Source organism: Joostella sp. CR20, from assembly GCF_038433465.1.
In the GTDB taxonomy this organism is placed as follows: Bacteria; Bacteroidota; Bacteroidia; order Flavobacteriales; family Flavobacteriaceae; genus Galbibacter.
This window is the reverse complement of the sequence record NZ_JAESVF010000006.1, coordinates 157,721-174,786: the sequence shown is the minus strand read 5'-3', so window position 1 is coordinate 174,786 and position 17,066 is coordinate 157,721. Positions and strand designations below refer to the sequence as shown.

Annotated in this window: 19 protein-coding genes; 6 read left to right on the top strand and 13 right to left on the bottom strand. The window is 34.0% G+C overall.

Features of this window, described 5'->3' with window-relative positions:
• Positions 1-82: 82 nt before the first annotated feature.
• The 4 genes from JMA43_RS09990 to nhaC all read right to left on the bottom strand — a co-directional run bounded on the left by JMA43_RS09990 (position 83) and on the right by nhaC (position 2,942).
• The gene (locus tag JMA43_RS09990) at positions 83-343 is read right to left on the bottom strand and encodes a DUF6952 family protein (RefSeq protein ID WP_342156384.1); all 261 of its coding nucleotides are present in this window, start codon (positions 341-343) and stop codon (positions 83-85) included.
• On the bottom strand, positions 324-638 hold the full coding sequence (locus tag JMA43_RS09985; protein WP_342156383.1) for a thioredoxin family protein: 315 nt from the start codon (positions 636-638) through the stop codon (positions 324-326). Before JMA43_RS09985 ends, JMA43_RS09990 begins: the two co-directional genes overlap by 20 nt.
• Before the next feature lie 7 nt (positions 639-645).
• The gene (locus JMA43_RS09980; protein WP_342156382.1) at positions 646-1,284 is read right to left on the bottom strand and encodes a peroxiredoxin; all 639 of its coding nucleotides are present in this window, start codon (positions 1,282-1,284) and stop codon (positions 646-648) included.
• 203 nt (positions 1,285-1,487) lie between these two features.
• Positions 1,488-2,942, bottom strand: coding sequence for a Na+/H+ antiporter NhaC (nhaC, locus tag JMA43_RS09975; protein ID WP_342156381.1), 1,455 nt, complete (start codon positions 2,940-2,942; stop codon positions 1,488-1,490).
• A 207-nt stretch (positions 2,943-3,149) separates the two neighbouring features.
• Here nhaC and JMA43_RS09970 point away from each other — a divergent pair, with 207 nt between their 5' ends.
• From JMA43_RS09970 to JMA43_RS09960, 3 genes are all read left to right on the top strand, one after another.
• Entirely contained in the window at positions 3,150-3,602 is a 453-nt protein-coding gene (locus JMA43_RS09970) for a thioredoxin family protein (RefSeq protein ID WP_342156380.1), read from the top strand.
• Between the two features lie 29 nt (positions 3,603-3,631).
• Positions 3,632-4,015, top strand: a complete 384-nt coding sequence (locus JMA43_RS09965; protein WP_342156379.1) for a hypothetical protein — start codon at positions 3,632-3,634, stop codon at positions 4,013-4,015.
• A gap of 80 nt (positions 4,016-4,095) precedes the next feature.
• Positions 4,096-4,398, top strand: coding sequence for a hypothetical protein (locus JMA43_RS09960; RefSeq protein WP_342156378.1), 303 nt, complete (start codon positions 4,096-4,098; stop codon positions 4,396-4,398).
• Between the two features lie 209 nt (positions 4,399-4,607).
• Here the strand turns inward: JMA43_RS09960 and JMA43_RS09955 are convergent, their stop codons facing one another.
• A complete protein-coding gene (locus JMA43_RS09955) occupies positions 4,608-5,810 on the bottom strand; it encodes an aminotransferase class I/II-fold pyridoxal phosphate-dependent enzyme (protein ID WP_342156377.1) in 1,203 nt (400 codons plus the stop codon).
• Between the two features lie 160 nt (positions 5,811-5,970).
• Here JMA43_RS09955 and JMA43_RS09950 point away from each other — a divergent pair, with 160 nt between their 5' ends.
• Both JMA43_RS09950 and lpdA read left to right on the top strand, forming a co-directional pair.
• Positions 5,971-6,429, top strand: coding sequence for an Lrp/AsnC family transcriptional regulator (locus JMA43_RS09950; RefSeq protein WP_342156376.1), 459 nt, complete (start codon positions 5,971-5,973; stop codon positions 6,427-6,429).
• A 127-nt stretch (positions 6,430-6,556) separates the two neighbouring features.
• Positions 6,557-7,957 (top strand): dihydrolipoyl dehydrogenase, encoded by a 1,401-nt coding sequence (gene lpdA / locus JMA43_RS09945; RefSeq protein ID WP_342156375.1) that lies wholly within the window; start codon positions 6,557-6,559, stop codon positions 7,955-7,957.
• Positions 7,958-8,299: 342 nt separating this feature from the next.
• On the opposite strand, the gene JMA43_RS09940 is transcribed toward lpdA, so the two are convergent.
• Positions 8,300-9,190 carry an aldose 1-epimerase family protein gene (locus JMA43_RS09940; RefSeq protein ID WP_342156374.1) on the bottom strand — a complete coding sequence of 297 codons (891 nt, stop codon included), beginning with the start codon at positions 9,188-9,190 and terminating at the stop codon, positions 8,300-8,302.
• A gap of 108 nt (positions 9,191-9,298) precedes the next feature.
• On the opposite strand from JMA43_RS09940, the gene JMA43_RS09935 reads away from it, so the two are divergent.
• Positions 9,299-9,838 carry an NADPH-dependent FMN reductase gene (locus JMA43_RS09935; RefSeq protein WP_342156373.1) on the top strand — a complete coding sequence of 180 codons (540 nt, stop codon included), beginning with the start codon at positions 9,299-9,301 and terminating at the stop codon, positions 9,836-9,838.
• Here JMA43_RS09935 and JMA43_RS09930 read toward each other — a convergent pair.
• The 7 genes from JMA43_RS09930 to proB (JMA43_RS09900) all read right to left on the bottom strand — a co-directional run bounded on the left by JMA43_RS09930 (position 9,835) and on the right by proB (JMA43_RS09900) (position 16,975).
• Positions 9,835-10,602, bottom strand: coding sequence for a porin family protein (locus tag JMA43_RS09930; protein WP_342156372.1), 768 nt, complete (start codon positions 10,600-10,602; stop codon positions 9,835-9,837). The genes JMA43_RS09935 and JMA43_RS09930 overlap by 4 nt on opposite strands.
• A 43-nt stretch (positions 10,603-10,645) precedes the next feature.
• On the bottom strand, positions 10,646-11,926 hold the full coding sequence (gene argH / locus JMA43_RS09925; protein ID WP_342156371.1) for an argininosuccinate lyase: 1,281 nt from the start codon (positions 11,924-11,926) through the stop codon (positions 10,646-10,648).
• A 357-nt stretch (positions 11,927-12,283) separates the two neighbouring features.
• Positions 12,284-13,345, bottom strand: a complete 1,062-nt coding sequence (locus JMA43_RS09920) for a M20 family metallo-hydrolase (RefSeq protein WP_342156370.1) — start codon at positions 13,343-13,345, stop codon at positions 12,284-12,286.
• A gap of 138 nt (positions 13,346-13,483) precedes the next feature.
• Positions 13,484-14,257, bottom strand: coding sequence for an acetylglutamate kinase (gene argB, locus JMA43_RS09915; protein ID WP_342156369.1), 774 nt, complete (start codon positions 14,255-14,257; stop codon positions 13,484-13,486).
• Positions 14,258-14,299: 42 nt separating this feature from the next.
• Positions 14,300-15,238, bottom strand: a complete 939-nt coding sequence (locus JMA43_RS09910; RefSeq protein ID WP_342156368.1) for an N-acetylornithine carbamoyltransferase — start codon at positions 15,236-15,238, stop codon at positions 14,300-14,302.
• A gap of 55 nt (positions 15,239-15,293) precedes the next feature.
• Positions 15,294-16,073 carry a glutamate 5-kinase gene (gene proB, locus JMA43_RS09905; protein WP_342156367.1) on the bottom strand — a complete coding sequence of 260 codons (780 nt, stop codon included), beginning with the start codon at positions 16,071-16,073 and terminating at the stop codon, positions 15,294-15,296.
• Positions 16,074-16,192: 119 nt separating this feature from the next.
• Positions 16,193-16,975, bottom strand: coding sequence for a glutamate 5-kinase (proB, locus tag JMA43_RS09900; protein WP_342156366.1), 783 nt, complete (start codon positions 16,973-16,975; stop codon positions 16,193-16,195).
• Positions 16,976-17,066 lie beyond the last annotated feature (91 nt).

Sequence of the window (17,066 nt, the reverse complement as noted above, 5' to 3'; positions counted from 1 at the left end):
TGTAGATAAAAACAAAAAAGGTTGCCTTTATGAGGCAACCTTTTTTATTTCTTTTTCAATTTTTTTCCCATCCGAGATTGGCTTATTTGTCAATAGAACCTAATACTCGTTTCATAAAGGCATTTACAGCCTCTTTTTGGTTCATACCGTCTTCTTTCATCATTTTATTAACTTCAAGAGCTCCGTACATGTTCGAAATTAATTCGCCAATAACGTCGAGTTCTTCGTCTTTTAATGAAGATACTTCTGTAATTGCTTCTAAAGTTTCGATAGCTTCTACAACATAGTCTTCATCGTTCGACTCGATAAAAGATGAAAGTTGCTTAATTACTGGTAGCTTCATCAATAAATGATTTTAAGACGTCTGTTTTATTTGTCTGAATTTGGTTGCTTACTTTTCCACCTTTAAAAGTTGCAAATGTTGGTAAATTGTCAACGCTTGCTAGTTTTCTAGATTCAGGAAATTTTTCAGCATCAACAATAACAAAAGTTGCATTGTCGGCTTCTTGCGAAAACTTCTTGAATTTAGGCTTCATGATACGGCAGTTTCCACACCATCCTGCAGAATATTGTACAAGTACAGTATCGTTTTCTGCAATTACTTCAGCTAAATTATCTTGTTCTAATTCTACTAACATACCTTAATTAGTTTGCGCTTAAATATGCTGCAACACCTTTTCTGTCGGCGTTCATAGCATCTTTACCTTCTTCCCAGTTTGCAGGACAAACTTCTCCATTTTTTTGAACGTGTGCGTAAGCGTCGATTAAACGTAAGTATTCGTTTACGTTTCTTCCAACTGGCATATCGTTTACACTTTCGTGGAATACTTTACCATCTTCGTCGATAAGGAATGTAGCTCTGTAAGTTACGTTGTCTCCTTCGTAGATGTAAGAATCTGTTTCTTCGTTATAAGTTTCAGAAGATAAGTCTAAGATACGTAGCATGTTTGCTAAGTTTCTGTTACTATCTGCTAAAAGTGGATAGGTAACTCCTTCGATACCTCCGTTGTCTTTTGCTGTGTTTAACCAAGCAAAGTGTACTTCTGCAGTGTCACAAGAAGCTCCGATAACTAAGGTGTTTCTTTTTTCAAATTCTCCTAAGGCTGCTTGGAAAGCATGTAGTTCTGTTGGGCAAACAAATGTAAAATCTTTTGGATACCAAAAAAGGATTACTTTTTTATTGTTTTTGATTGCTTCTTCTAAAACATTTAATTTAAAAGTGTCTCCCATTTCGTTCATAGCATCTACTGCTATATTTGGAAATTTTTTACCTACTAATGCCATATTGTTATTATGTTTTTTTGTTAAACTTTCACTGCAAATTTAAGAAGTAAACCAGACTGCACCATAGTTTTAAAATTATATTAACTTATTTTAAAATAGGATAAAATTATAGTACTGTTGAAAAGGGTTTATTATTGCTGAATACAAAAAATAGCACCCGTTTGAGTGCTATTTTTATATTTTTAGATATGAATATTTGCGAATTATGCTTTTTCTGAAAGTTGTTTTATTTTGATGCTGAAAGCCGCATAGATTAATGTGACAAACGGACTCAAATAATTGAAGAATGCATAGCCAATATAAGCCGTAGTATCAACTCCTAACACACCACTTTGATAAGCTCCACAGGTATTCCAAGGAACCAAAACAGATGTTACTGTACCTGAGTCTTCAAGTGTTCTACTTAAATTTTCTGGAGCCAAACCTTTATCTCGGTAGGCTTGTGCATACATTTTTCCAGGTACTACAATTGCCAAGTATTGGTCGGATGCAGTTAAGTTTAACGCCAAACAACTTGCAACTGTACTTGCAAAAAGCCCGAAAACCGAATCGAAAGCTGTAAGTAGCGCTTTGCTAATTCTGGCCAAAGCTCCAATGGCGTCCATAATTCCTCCAAAAACCATTGCGCAGATAATAAGCCAAATTGTGCCCAACATTCCTGCCATTCCTCCAGAAGAAAACAAATCGTTTAATTTTTCATTACTTGTTTCAATAGCAGTGTCGACCGTAATAGCGTTCATGACTCCTTTATAACCAGAGATGAAAGTCAACTCATCGGCTCCTGTGATACTCTTTACAATTTCAGGCTGAAAAATTAAAGCAAAAACACCTCCTAAAAGTGTTCCAATAAGCAATGCCAATAGTGGTGGTGCTTTTTTTACAATCATAAAGATTACTACAACTGGTACTAAAAACAACCAAGGTGAAATGTTAAAAGAAGCTTCTATAGAAGTTAATAAAGATGTTGTGTCTGGAACTTTGGTAGTATCTAAATTTAAACCGATAATCGTGAAAATTATAAGCGTAAGCACTACTGTTGGCACTGTTGTAAGTGCCATATATCTAATATGTGTAAACAAATCGGTTCCTGCCATCGCTGGGGCTAAATTGGTAGTATCGCTAAGTGGCGACATTTTATCTCCAAAATAAGCACCAGAAATTACAGCACCAGCGGTCATTCCTGGAGAAATTCCTAATGCTCCGCCAATTCCTACAAGCGCAATACCCACAGTGGCAGAAGTAGTCCAACTACTTCCTGTAGCTATCGAAATAATAGCACAAATAACAACACAAGCAGCTAAGAAAAATGTAGGGTTTAAAATTTGTAATCCGTAGTAAATCATGGAAGGAATAACACCACTTATAAGCCAAGTTCCAGCCAATGCTCCTACAAAAAGTAAAATTAGAATAGCCCCTGCAGTCGATTTAATATTATTGGCAACTTCATCGAGCATTCGGTCGTAAGACACTTTGTTTAACACGCCCACAATTCCTGCAACAGCACCACCAATAAGTAAAATAAATTGGTTAGAACCACTCAAGGCATCATCACCAAAAACAAACACATTAAATGCTAATAAACCTACTAAAACTACAACTGGGATAAGAGCTTCCCAAATACTGAGCTCTTTATTCTGAATTACTTTTTCGTCTTCCATTAAAAATATTTAATCCCTCAAAGAGGGTTTTATTATCCGATTTTAAGTGTAAAATGAATTATAGCGTTTGATAAATCATCTTTAAGTAAGCTAAAGATAGTTTAGGATGTAATGTTACGATTTTACAAGGTTTTTTGCAAATGGAAAATATTCAATTAGCAATTCTATCGAAAAAAAGTTATATTAGTTGATCTAAAATCAAAACTCATGATTCAGAAATTAGTATTCGTATGTTTTTTTATAGGAAGTATATCTGTCGGTTTTTCACAAACAAAAACTTCCGAAGAATATGTAGAACTAATAGAATGGGCAGGGACAGTAGATGAAGGATTGCAACTAGGGAAGGAGCTCGATAAAGATGTTATAATTTATTTCGGAATGAAAAAATGTGTTCCGTGTAGATTTATTGTGAAAAATGCATTTGTCACTGAAGAGTTTAAAAAGTATTCTGAAAAGTTTGTTATGGTGAAGGTTTATGATGACTTGGATAAAGAGAACACCAAAAATCAAGAATACGTAAAGAAATACCGTGAGCAATACGCTATTAAATCTGTGCCTACAATGGTGTTGTTAAAACGAAATGGAGAAGCGGACAGCTTTTTTACGTATATCAAACAACCGCAAGATTTAATAACACAAATAGAATCCTACTATAATTAAAAGCATTAATCATTAAAACACTCTTATTTATGAAAGTAAAACAAACATTTTTTGGAATTTTAGCATTCTTAGTTTTTACTGCTGTAAGCGCACAAAATAATGTGACTAGCACGGTTCTTTCTGAGAAAACTGTTGTAACGGGATTGAAAATTAAAGTTAATGATTTTGAAAAATTGAAAAACTTTGATTGGAATGAATTTAAAGGAATGTTACAAGGAAGAGACCTTGGTCAAGAAATTACCATTGAGTTTGAATATGAAAATAATTCAGAAAACGATGATTTAGAATCCGAAATTGAAAATGTAGCGATTAAAGTTACTGGAAAATTAAGCGATATTGATGAGTTAACTGAAAGGGTGAAAAACTCTATCAACACTATGGATAAAATGGAAGATGTTAATGAAAAAGGTTAATACGAAGTTTTTGAAATAATTGGTTTAATTCGAAAAGTATCGTCATTGATATATAGTAAATAAATGAAATACTTAAAAAAATGAAAAAATTAGAAATCAAAATACCTATAATTCATGTTATATCTATAATGTTATTTTTAGCTATAGTGAATTTAATTATTGGTGAACATACACGAGGGAAAAACGAATTATATGAATTATTATATTCTATAAGTTTTTTTATAACTAATGACCTTATTTCAGTATTACTTGGAATAATACTATTTATACCTTTGCCACTTTTAATTTTTTTTATGATTAAAAAAAGGAAAGATTTAATTAGAGGATTTTCGATTTCATTACTAATAAGTATTGCGCTAATAATGATTATTACACTTTTATAAATTATTAAAATAAACTAAGAATAATAATTAATATTACATTTAGAGTTTTTTCAGAATCTGAGAATTTAAGACAAATAAACTCTATCAACGCTATGGATAAAATGGAAGATATTAATGAAAAAGGTTAACACGAAGTTTTTGAAATAATTGGTTTAAATGTGAAAAGTATCAGCAAAACTATTTTAAAAGTTTCACTGATACTTTTTTACTTAATTAAGTATTTCAAGCTCTTTCATGCAAGTTTTCATCATTTGGTAAGTACGTTCAATATCGTTATCCAACCCAATAGAAAAGCGAATTAAACCATTAGATAATCCCATTTCTTTTTGTTCTTCTAATGGAATTTCAGAAGAAGTAGAACTTCCAGGAGCACTAAATAATGTTTTGTAAAAGCCTAAGCTAACTGCAAGGTACCCAAGATTTTTCTCTTGCATTTTCTCCATCAAAGCATTGGCTTTTTCAATCGATCCAACATCAACTGTTAACATGCCTCCAAAACCGTATTCTTCATTCATTTGCTTTTTTATCACTTCGTGTCCAACGTGTGATGTTAGTCCTGGATACACAACTTTAAATCCGTCTTTTTCAAAATTTTCAGCTAAATAAAGCGCATTTTCACTATGCTTTTTAATCCTGATGTGTAGTGTACGCATGTTTTTTAAAATAGAAGCTGCTCTAAGGCTGTCCATCGTACTACCTAAAAGCATACCAGCGCCATCGTTTACGTCTTTTAAACTCAAGCAGAAATCGGCAGTACCACAAACCACGCCACCAACAGCATCGCTACTTCCGTTGATGAATTTGGTAAGACTATGGATTACGATATCGGCACCAAGTTTGGCAGGAGCAACCGTAAGTGGAGAAAAAGTATTGTCGACTACCAACGGAATATTGTGCTTTTTAGCAATTGCTGCAAGTCCTTTGATGTCTGCAATTTCCAATAGCGGATTGCTAATGGTTTCACAGTAAATCATTTTTGTGTTCTCGGTAATCGCAGCTTCAACTTTTTCAAGATTGGTGGTATCTACAAATGAAGTTGCAATATTGAATTTCGGCAGGAAATTTTTCATAAAAGCATACGTTCCTCCGTAAATTGTTCGGCTAGAAACTATATGGTCGTTAGCATTGCACAATTGCATGATGACAGCTGTAATGGCACCCATTCCAGATGCGGTAACATTGGCAGTTTCGGTACCTTCGAGTGCGGCAAGTGCTTCACCTAAATATAAGTTTGAAGGTGAAGAATGACGACTGTACAAATAGCAACCTTCGGTGTTTCCTTCAAAGGTGTCGAACATTGTTTTTGCTGATAAAAAAGTATAGGTCGAAGAGTCGGAAATAGAAGGGTTAACACCTCCAAATTCTCCAAAATATTGCAAGTCTTGAATATTGTCTGCGGGATTAAATTTCATAATTTCAATGGATTTATTTAGTATCAAAATAAGTGTATCCTTGAATAAAATTCAATCATATAAACAATAAATAGATAATTATTCTATAGGATTTATTTTTATCAGTATAAAAAATTAAATTTGTAGAAAGAAGTTTATTTAAAATGAATATTTTTCAGTTATGACTTTTGATGCTATCGATAAAGAACTCTTAGAATTATTACAGAAAGATGCCAAACAAACTACTAAAGCACTTTCTTTAAAATTAAACCTTTCTAAAACCGCCGTTTACGAGCGTATAAAAAAACTTGAGAAAGAAGGAGTTATAAAGGGGTATACCGCACTTTTAGACAAGAAAAGAATAAACAAAGCTTTTGTCGTTTTTTGTCATGTTCGACTGGTACAACATACCAAAGAGCATATCGAAAGTTTCGAACGCGAAGTAAAAAAACTACCTGAAGTTTTAGAGTGTTACCATGTAAGTGGTGATTACGATTATATCTTAAAAGTTAACGTTGCAGGAATGGTTGCTTACCGAGAATTTATGACGACCAAATTAACCTCTTTAAAACACATTGGAAGTACCCACAGTATTTTTATGATAGAGGAAGTTAAGAACTCAACCGTACTTACCCCTTAAATCTGTTAGTTTTATAACGTTATCCTTTTTATCGATTAAAAATTTTAGAAAAATACATAGTAGGCTTCCCATAAACATTTGTATTTTTGTTATTATCTAACAATATAAGTTACATTAAAAACATACTATGAATTCATACGATGTGGCCGTTATAGGCTCAGGACCCGGAGGTTATGTTGCAGCAATACGTTGTGCACAATTGGGGATGAAAACAGCTATTATAGAAAAGTACAATACTTTAGGGGGAACTTGTTTAAATGTAGGGTGTATCCCTTCTAAAGCACTTCTAGATTCTTCACATCATTACGACGATGCTATTAGTCATTTTAAAGAGCACGGAATTGAAATTCCTGGAGAAGTGAAGGTGAATTTAGAACAAATGATAGCACGTAAGCAAGGCGTAGTAGACCAAACTACAAGTGGTATCGATTTCTTGATGAACAAAAATAAAATTGATGTTTACCACGGAATAGGAAGTTTTAAAGATGCTACTCATATTGAAATAAAAGGAGAGAAGAACGAAGAAATTGAAGCAAAGAAAATTATCATTGCTACAGGTTCTAAGCCTTCTACGCTTCCTTTTATTGAAATAGATAAAGAACGCGTAATTACTTCAACTGAAGCTTTAAAATTAAAAGAAATTCCAAAACACCTTATCATTATTGGTGGTGGTGTAATTGGTTTGGAATTAGGGCAAGTGTACAGCCGTTTAGGAGCAGAAGTTTCTGTTATTGAATATATGGACAGAATTATTCCTACAATGGACGGTGGACTTTCAAAAGAATTACAACGTGCCTTGAAGAAAAAAGGAATGAAGTTTTTCACTTCACATAAAGTAAAAGAAGTAACCCGTAAAGGGAATTCAGTAACTGTAAAAGCAGACGATAAGAAAGGAAAAGAAGTTTCTTTTGAAGGAGATTACTGTTTGGTTTCTGTAGGAAGACGTCCTTATACAGATGGTCTTAATTTAGACAATGCGGGTGTAAAAGTTAACGAAAGAGGTCAAGTAGAAGTAAACGACCATTTACAGACTAATGTAGCAAATATTTATGCTATTGGTGATGTAATTAAAGGTGCGATGTTGGCGCACAAAGCTGAAGAAGAAGGGGTTTTGGTTGCTGAAAGTTTAGCTGGACAAAAACCACATATTGATTATAATTTAATTCCTGGAGTTGTATATACTTGGCCAGAGGTTGCCGCAGTTGGAAAAACTGAAGAGCAATTAAAAGAAGCTGGTGTAAAATACAAAGCAGGACAATTTCCGATGCGTGCCTTAGGAAGAGCGCGTGCAAGTATGGATATCGATGGATTTGTAAAAATTCTTGCTGATGCTGAAACCGATGAAGTTTTAGGTGTTCATATGATTGGAGCTCGTACAGCCGATTTAATTTCTGAAGCGGTAACTGCAATGGAATTTAGAGCGAGTGCTGAAGATATTTCACGTATGAGTCATGCGCATCCAACCTATGCAGAAGCTGTAAAAGAAGCTGCTTTGGCCGCAACAGAAGACAGAGCATTGCACGTGTAATGAATTATTGATGTTAATATTTTTAATGAATATATAAAACGGACATATTTAAAAAGTATTAAAAATCGAGGAAGCAGTGTTGGTAAAAAGATAAAAAGCTGTCTGAGCATAGCGAGTTCTTTTTATCTGTGGAAGATGGTTCCGTAGATTTTCTTATACTTTTTAAAGCAGTCTTGACTTTTTTGTTTCGTTTTTGTGTCAAGACAAAAATGAAAATACAACTAAAAAGAAAAGTATTATAGTTAATTAAAATTGACTTATTTCGACAGTAGATAAATTCAAGAATATATCGATTATTAAAAAACAGTCCTATGATTTTAAATCATAGGACTGTTTTCATTTTTACGCTCTATAAATTTCTATAGCATAACTTGCTATAAATTCTTTTTGAGGCGCTAAGCTTAAAATTCCTTCTTTTTGAGAGAAAACGCCCGTAGTGTCGTTATGGTCGGTTATTCCTAACCAAGGTTCGATGCACACAAAATCGCCATTTGGTTTTGCCCAAATACCAACGTAGTTAAAATCTGGATAAGAAACCGTTAGTACTTTCCCATTTTTTTGATGCGCTAAACTAATTTTTCTAGATTTTAAATCTTTAAAAATCAACGCATCATTGCTGAATAATTCATGATTTAACGGCAAAGTATCTGTGTTTTGCAAACATGGAGCTGTTTTTCCGTTTTGAAGTCCTTTTTCATTTATTAAATAGCGGTCGCTAGTTTCTGAATGTTCAAACTCTAAAAAGTAATCTTCATAGTTTTCATTTTCCGTTAGCGGACATTTAAAAGCAGGATGTCCTCCCAAAGAAAACAACAAATCATTCGTACCGTCGTTTGTAATTTTATGTGAAACGGTTACAGTTTTTTCAGTAACAGAAAAAGTAAGTTGAAAATCAAATTTAAACGGGTAGTTTTTAAGTGTTTCAGTATTGTATTTATACTGAAAAGTAATGGAGCTTTCTAAATGATTTATAACAGTTAAATCTTCGTTATGCCTTATAAAACCATGCTTTGGAACACTGTATGCCTTTCCTTCGTAATAAAACTCATTGTTTTTGAGGCCGCCAATTATAGGAAATAAAACAGGAGCAGAGCTTCCCCAAATCGCTGGATTTGCTTGCCATATAAACTCTTGATTTTCATTGTTTTTAATACTGCAAATTTCGGCGCCAATTTTAGTGATTTCTATTTGAAGAAAACGGTTTTTTATGGTTAGTTTTTCAATATTTTTCATTGGAGTAGGGTAAATAATGTTTTCTTTTTAAAAGTACAAAATCTAGTGTATTATCTAGAAAAAGATTAGTAAATTGTTGTGAGTTATAGAAAATAAACATTTTTACACATGAAAAAAATTATTGCTTTTGCAGGAAGTAATTCTTCGACTTCGATAAATTACGAATTGGTAAAATATACAGTTTCTTTGATAGACGATTTTGATATTCAATTGCTGAATATGGCAAATATGCCTTTTCCTATGTTTAGTGAAGATGAAGAACGTGAAAATGGATATAAAAACTCTTTAATCGAATTAAAAGACGATTTTTTAGAGGCTGATGGTGTGGTGATTAGTGTGAATGAACACAACGGAAATCCTTCGGCATATTTTAAAAATTTACTCGATTGGCTTTCGCGTGTGGAATACAAATTTCTACAAGATAAACCTGTTTTTTTAATGGGGACATCTGCAGGAAAAAGAGGAGCTATTTCTTCAATAACAATTACTGAACAAACTTTACCAAGATTTGGAGCAGTTGTCGAAAATATTTTTTCATTACCTTCTTATGAAGAGAATTTTTCTAAAAAGAAGGGTGTTATTGTAAATGAAGAATTAAAGCAAAAACACCAAGAACAATTGGATGATTTTCTTAAAAAACTAAGTTAAGATTTCGGTTTGGTTTTTAAATTTTTCTGAGCTAACTCATCAGTGATAAAAGGTAACGTGATGTTGAAAGACAGGTAATGACTTTTGTTGTTTCCGTCGATAAAAGAATCTTTGAAAACATCTGTTAAACCTTGACTGTATCGTAAAGAAACGTACAATCCTTTTCCGTATCTTTTATACTGAAGGTAATAACTCAAACTGGCAATAAAACCATAATCGATATCGTTTACGCGAGTTCCAATTTTCTGTTTAAAATCTCCAACTTCGGCACTAAATGTAGCGTCGACATTTTGCTTAAAAGACATTTGAGGCGCTAAACCTGCACGTAATTTTGTGTTTGGAATGTTGTAGTATATAAAAATTGGAACTTGAATATAATTCAAATCGATGGTTGCAGGAGCGTCTTTATAAACTTCATTCAAATAAGCGTCTGGGCTGTCAAGTGAAAACGACTCTATATCAAAACTTCTCTTAGATAAAAAATAGGCGGTAGGGCTAATGGTCCAACTCTCGGTAAGCTTGATGTTTCCAGCAATTCCAAAGTTGACACCCAAATTAGGTTTATTGCCCTCGATATTGCTATAATTAGTTAGCGGAACACCAATTTCCATACTTAAATTAAACTTTTCCGAAGCTACTTTATCTCCAAATAAGGCAGCTAATATTGCAGCTTGAGCGTGCGTTGCCACAGGAACAAACATTAAAAAAACAAATAGTAGACTCGTTAGAAATATAGATTTAGAATTTTTAATGTTTTGCCCCATCGTATAATTAGTTTAAAATCAAAGATACTTAATATTCAGTTTGTTAAAAGAGTTTTTCCATTTTTGCCTTAATTTCATCTAAACAAAGATTGCCTAAACTTCCTTTATGACTGTGAGAAATATCTCTTTTTGGAGTGAATTCTCCTCGTTGTATTTCTTCTCCCATTTTTTTGTACGCATCTCTAAAAGGTATGCCACTCAAAACCAAATCGTTTAAAGTGTCTACACTGAAAAGGTAATCGTATTTTTTATCATCTAAAATATTTTCTTTTACAATTACATTTTTAATAGAGAATGTAAGCATTTCTAAGCACGATTTTAACTCTTGAATTGCAGGTACTATAATTTCTTTGGTAAGCTGTAAATCTCTGTGATAACCACTTGGTAAATTGGTGGTAAGCATTGCTAATTGGTTTGGAACCGCCTGAATTTTATTACATTTTCCTCGGATAAGCTCAAAAACGTCTGGGTTTTTTTTATGTGGCATAATGCTCGAACCTGTAGTAAGTTCATCTGGAAAAGTGATAAAGTCGAAATTCTGACTCATATACAAACAAATATCCATCGACATTTTTGCAAGTGTAGATGCAACACTGCTCAATCCAAAAGCAGTACTTTTTTCAGATTTTCCGCGACTCATTTGTGCAGCAACAACATTGTATTTTAATGATTCAAACTGAAGTGCATTTGTTGTGAAATCCCGATCAATAGGGAAGGAGCTTCCGTAACCAGCGGCACTTCCTAACGGGTTTTGATTTACAGTTTTGTACGCAGCATCGATAAAATATAAATCGTCAATAAGACCTTCAGCATAGGCAGAAAACCACAACCCAAATGATGAAGGCATGGCAATTTGTAAGTGTGTGTATCCTGGGAGTAAAGTTCTTTGATACTTTTCAGCAAGACCTATTAACACATCAAAAAGCTCTTTTATACTTTGCTTTATTTGAGCAAGTTCTTCTTTTAAATATAAATTTACAGCCACCAAAACTTGGTCGTTTCGAGAACGTGCCGTGTGAATTTTCTTTCCAGTATCGCCAAGTCTTTCGGTAAGTAAAAACTCAATTTTAGAATGTACATCTTCAAAAGAATCGTCAATAGTGAACGTTCCTTCGTCGATAGTAACACCAATATTTTTAAGCTCTGTAACCAAATTTTTAGCTTCTTCTTCAGTTATCAAACCAATTTTATGGAGCATATTGGCATGCGCAATCGAAGCTAAAACATCGTATTTGGCAATAACTAAATCGAGTTCTCTGTCCGAACCAACAGTGAAAATGTCTATTTTTTTATCAGTAGAAAAACCTTTATCCCAAAGTTTCATGGCGTATGTATTATTGTTTAAACTTTGCCTTTCTGAAGTAATTTCAGAATGGCGCTATTGTATATTCTGCTATGATGAATTGTTATTACAAGCTATTCGCAAAGATACTTTAATTTGAATAAGATGTGTTTGTTGATTTGTTTAATTGTTAATGGCGTTGAATTGTTAAAGTGTTGAATTGTTTAATCGTTTTTAATCTTTTAATTTTTTAACTCAAAGAGCCTTGACCTCTCGACTCCGCTCGAGGTGACAGAAGACTGATTTGATTGTAAATAATTATCTATTCTTTTAATCTTTCAATACTTCAATTTTTAAATAGTTTTTTTCAACTACCAACTACCAACTACCAACTATCAACTACAACACCTTTTCCAATAACTTAATATACAAGTCGATTCCTTCTTCAATTTCATGCACGTAAATAAATTCGTTTGCTGAATGTGAGCGCGTAGAATCTCCTGGTCCTAGCTTTAATGAGGCACAACTTAAAGCCGCTTGATCCGAAAGGGTAGGCGATCCGTAGGTTTCTCTGCCCAATTCAATTCCAGCTTTTACCAACGGATGATCTTTTGGAATAGCCGACGAATTTAAACGAAGCGATCTCGGTGTAACCTCACAAGGTGCTAATTCTTTTAAAGTTTCGTACACTTCTTGGTTGCTGTATTTGTCGTTTACACGCACATCGATTACGAGTTTTACTTCCGCAGGAACAACATTGTGTTGACTTCCAGCTTCAATTTGTGTGACAGTCATTTTCACAGGACCTAAAACTTCCGAAACCTTTTCAAAAGTATAGTCTTTAAACCACTGTAAAACTTCAATTGTTTTATAAATCGCATTGTCGTTGTTTGGGTGTGCAGCGTGACTTGGCGTTCCTTTCACCGAACCATCAAACACCACCAATCCTTTTTCAGCAATGGCCAAATTCATCAGTGTAGGCTCGCCAACAATTGCTACTTCAATTTCTGGTAAGTGTTTTAACACTGAATTTAATCCGTTTGGACCTGAGCTTTCCTCTTCAGCAGAAGCAACCATCACGATATTGTAATTTAAGTTTTCCTTCTGATAGAAATACGTAAAAGTCGCCAATAAAGAAACAAGGCAACCACCAGCATCATTACTTCCTAGACCATATAATTTTCCGTCTTCAACGTGTGCATCAAACGGGTCTTTGGTGTAGGCGGTATTTGGTTTTACCGTGTCGTGATGCGAGTTTAAAAGCAATAAAGGTTTGCCTTCGGTATAGTGTTTATTAAAAGCCCAAATATTGTTATTCTCTCTTTTGAAAGGAATATCGTAGTGTTGAAACCAGTTTTCGATAAGGAGTGCAGTTTGTTCTTCTTCCGAAGAAAAAGATTGCGTCTCAATAAGCGATTTTAAAAGCGAAATTGCTTCTTGCGTAAGTTGTTGTATGGTCATTTTATATATTCTAAAGTTGAAGGTTTTGTTTTTTCAAGATTCAAAGATTCAAAGATTCAAAGTTGGTTGAGTTAATAACTTTTTTATGTTTTCTTGATTTTTATATTTAATTGAAACAGTTAATTTTACTTTGCCACTTTATAATGTAATAGTTGTTTTTAATTGATTCTCTGCGGAAAGCATATCGATACTACCGATATAAACTTTTGAAACTTGTTTTTCCAGTGCATTGAAGCAATTGTGTAGTTTAGGAAGCATCCCGTCTGCAATTACATTTTCGTTTAATAATTGCTTGTACGATTGCGTGTTAATCTCTGTAATTACCGAATTTTCATCTTCAATACTTCTTAAAACTCCTTTTTTCTCAAAACAGTAATAAAGTTCTACATCAAAAGTGTTGGCAAGCGCGATAGCAATTTCTGAAGCAATAGTATCGGCGTTGGTGTTAAAAAGTTGACCGTTTCCGTCGTGAGAAATTGCGCAACAAACAGGCGTAATATTGTTGTTTAAAAGTAAAGAATACATTGAGCCATTTACTTGCGTAACATCGCCTACAAAGCCAAAATCATGAGTTTTAACAGGTCTTTTTACTGAAGTGATGCTGTTTAAGTCGGCACCCGACATCCCAAGAGCGTTGCAACCATTTGCTTGTAATTTTGCAACGATGTTTTTACTGACCAAGCCTCCGTAAACCATTGTAATGACATCGAGGGTTTCTTTGTTGGTAATTCTTCGCCCATCGACCATTTGTGTTTCAATTTGGAGCTTTTCAGAAAGTTGCGTTGCTAGTTTTCCACCGCCGTGCACAAGTATTTTAGCTCCGTTTAATGCAGCAAAATTTTGTAATACTTTGTCTAATACGGCTTCGTTTTCAATTAAATTTCCGCCAATTTTTATAATTGATACTTTCATTTTTTCTTTAAGGTTCAAAGGTTATTGTTGAATAACGAACAACTAATTATCTTCTAAAATCCCCTTCAACACAGCTTGTGCAGCGTATGTACGATTATTTGCTTGTTGAATAACTAATGATTGATTACTATCTAAAACTTCATCAGCTACAATAACATTACGGCGTACAGGGAGGCAGTGCATAAACTTAGCCGCTTGGAGTTTTTCTTTTGTAACCATCCAATTGGCATCGGTACATTTTATTTGTCCGTAGTCATTATAACTGCTCCAGTTTTTGGCGTAAACAAAATCGGCATCTTTAAGTGCTTCCTCTTGATTGTGAACAATAGGAGTGTTACCAGTAATTTCTGGGTTTAGTTCGTATCCTTCTGGGTGTGTAATTACAAAATCAACATCAATCATTTGCATCATTTTGGCGAATGAATTAGGCACAGCATGTGGTAAAGCACGCGGATGTGGAGCCCATGTGAGGACTACTTTCGGGCGTTCTTTTAGTTTAAATTCTGAAATAGTTATCGCATCGGTTAATGCTTGAAGCGGATGCGCCGTTGCACTTTCCATATTTACTACTGGAACCGAAGCGTATTTTTGAAAACTCTTGATTACTTGCTCTTCTTCATCCTTCTTTTTGTCGGTTAAAGTAGGGAAGGCGCGAAGAGCAATAATATCTACATATTGCGAAATTACCGCAGCGGCTTCTTTTATGTGCTCGGCAGTGTTGGCATTCATCACGCTACCATCTTCAAATTCTAATCCCCATCCGTCGGAATTTAAGTTCATCGTCATCACGTCCATTCCTAAATTTTGAGCAGCTTTTTGTGTGCTCAATCGGGTACGTAAACTTGAGTTGAAAAACAACAATCCGATGGTCTTATTTTTTCCTAATTCTTTATACTGAAATGGGTTTGATTTTAGTGAAATAGCACTTTTTATAATGGAATCGATATTCGAAATATCTTCTAAATCTAAAAATTGTTTCATGCCTTTTATATTAAAGTTTTTATTTAGTTAAATCAATTTTTTATTCTGAAAATCATTAATTTAACTTGTTTGATATTTTTGTGTATGGAATATTTCCAAGTACTGCATTTGTTATAAAATTCTCTTTTAAACCATTTACAATCCAAGTTTCAATACCTGCAGCATTGGCTATTTGCACAGCATCAATTTTAGACTTCATTCCACCTGTGCCATGCGACGATTTTTCGTCTGCTACTTCTTTTACCAGGCTCTCAAAACCTACCACTTCTTTAATCGTTTTTGGATCGTTATTGAGCATCGAATCTTTGGTGTAAATTCCATCGGTATTGGTAGCGATGATTAATAAATCGGCTTTAAGTAAATCGGCTGTCATTGCCGCCAATTTATCATTATCACCAAATTTAATCTCATCGGTTGCTACCGTGTCGTTTTCATTGATAATTGGGATGTAGTCGTTTTCCAATAAAATATTAATTGTGTTTACAATATTCTCTTTGGAAGTTTTGCTTTTAAAGTCGGAATAGGAGAGCAGGCATTGCGAAATCAACAAGCCAAGTTCTCTAAAGTTTTCTTGGTAAATACGCATTAAATGCAACTGCCCAATAGACGCCAGTGCTTGTTTTACATTGATTTCTTTTCCGTTGCTTTCAAGATTTACAAACTGCTTAGCAGCAGCAATAGCTCCAGAGCTCACAATGATAAACTCGTACGAATCTTTAAGATGCGCAACTTGTCGTGCGATATCTTCAATTTTACCACGTGAAATGTGGTTGGACTCTCTGGTAAGGGTATTCGACCCAATTTTGAGTACTATTCTTTTTTTGGTTGTTTTCATACGCAACACACTCGTTGGTACATAAAACACCCGAAAAGCAATGCTTTTATCAGAATAAAAGAGTTAAATAGTTTGCTTTTCGGGCGTTATTTTTATGCAATATTATTCACTTATAAAAATCATTCAATTTTAGTGTAAGCAGTATTGTTGTTGATGGTGTTCAGAATAAAATTATCTTCTAAACCATTTACAATCCACGTCTCGATATTGGCTTTGTTGGCAATCTCTAAAGCAATTACTTTAGAGCTCATTCCACCTGTACCGTGAGACGATTTGTCTTCGTCTACTACTTCTTTCTTTAAATCTGAGAAGTTTTCTACTTCTTCAATCGTTTCTGGAGAACCTTCCTGAAACGATTCTTTGGTATAAATACCATTGGTGTTGGTAGCGATAATTAGTAAGTCTACTTGTAAAAGCGCAGCAGTTAGTGCTGCAAGTTTATCATTGTCTCCAAACTGAATTTCATCGGTTGCTACCGTATCATTTTCGTTGATAATTGGGATGTACCCATTGTCTACTAAAATGTTGATAGTGTTTACTATGTTTTCTTTTGAAACATCTTTTTCAAAATCAGAATAAGACAATAAACACTGCGATGCTAAGAGTCCTAATTCTCTAAAACTCTCTTGAAAAATACGTATTAAATGCGGCTGACCGATAGAGGTAAGCGCTTGTTTTACGTTGATGTCTTCGCTATAAGTGCTTTCTAAGTTAACAAATTGCTTTGCTACAACTTTTGCACCAGAACTCACAATGACAAACTCGTAGTCGTCTTGTAGAGCAGCGATTTGTCGACCGATATCTTCTATTTTTCCTCTTGATATTTGGTCGGATTCTTTTGTAAGCGTATTAGATCCTATTTTTAAAAGAATTCTTTTCTTCTTTTTTTCGGGCTTACTCATTTTTTTGTTTTTATAGTTATTGTTTTGCTCTTTGATGAGCTTCAGTGAGGAGTTTAACCTCGTTAATAATTAAATTAAATTCAGTAAAAAT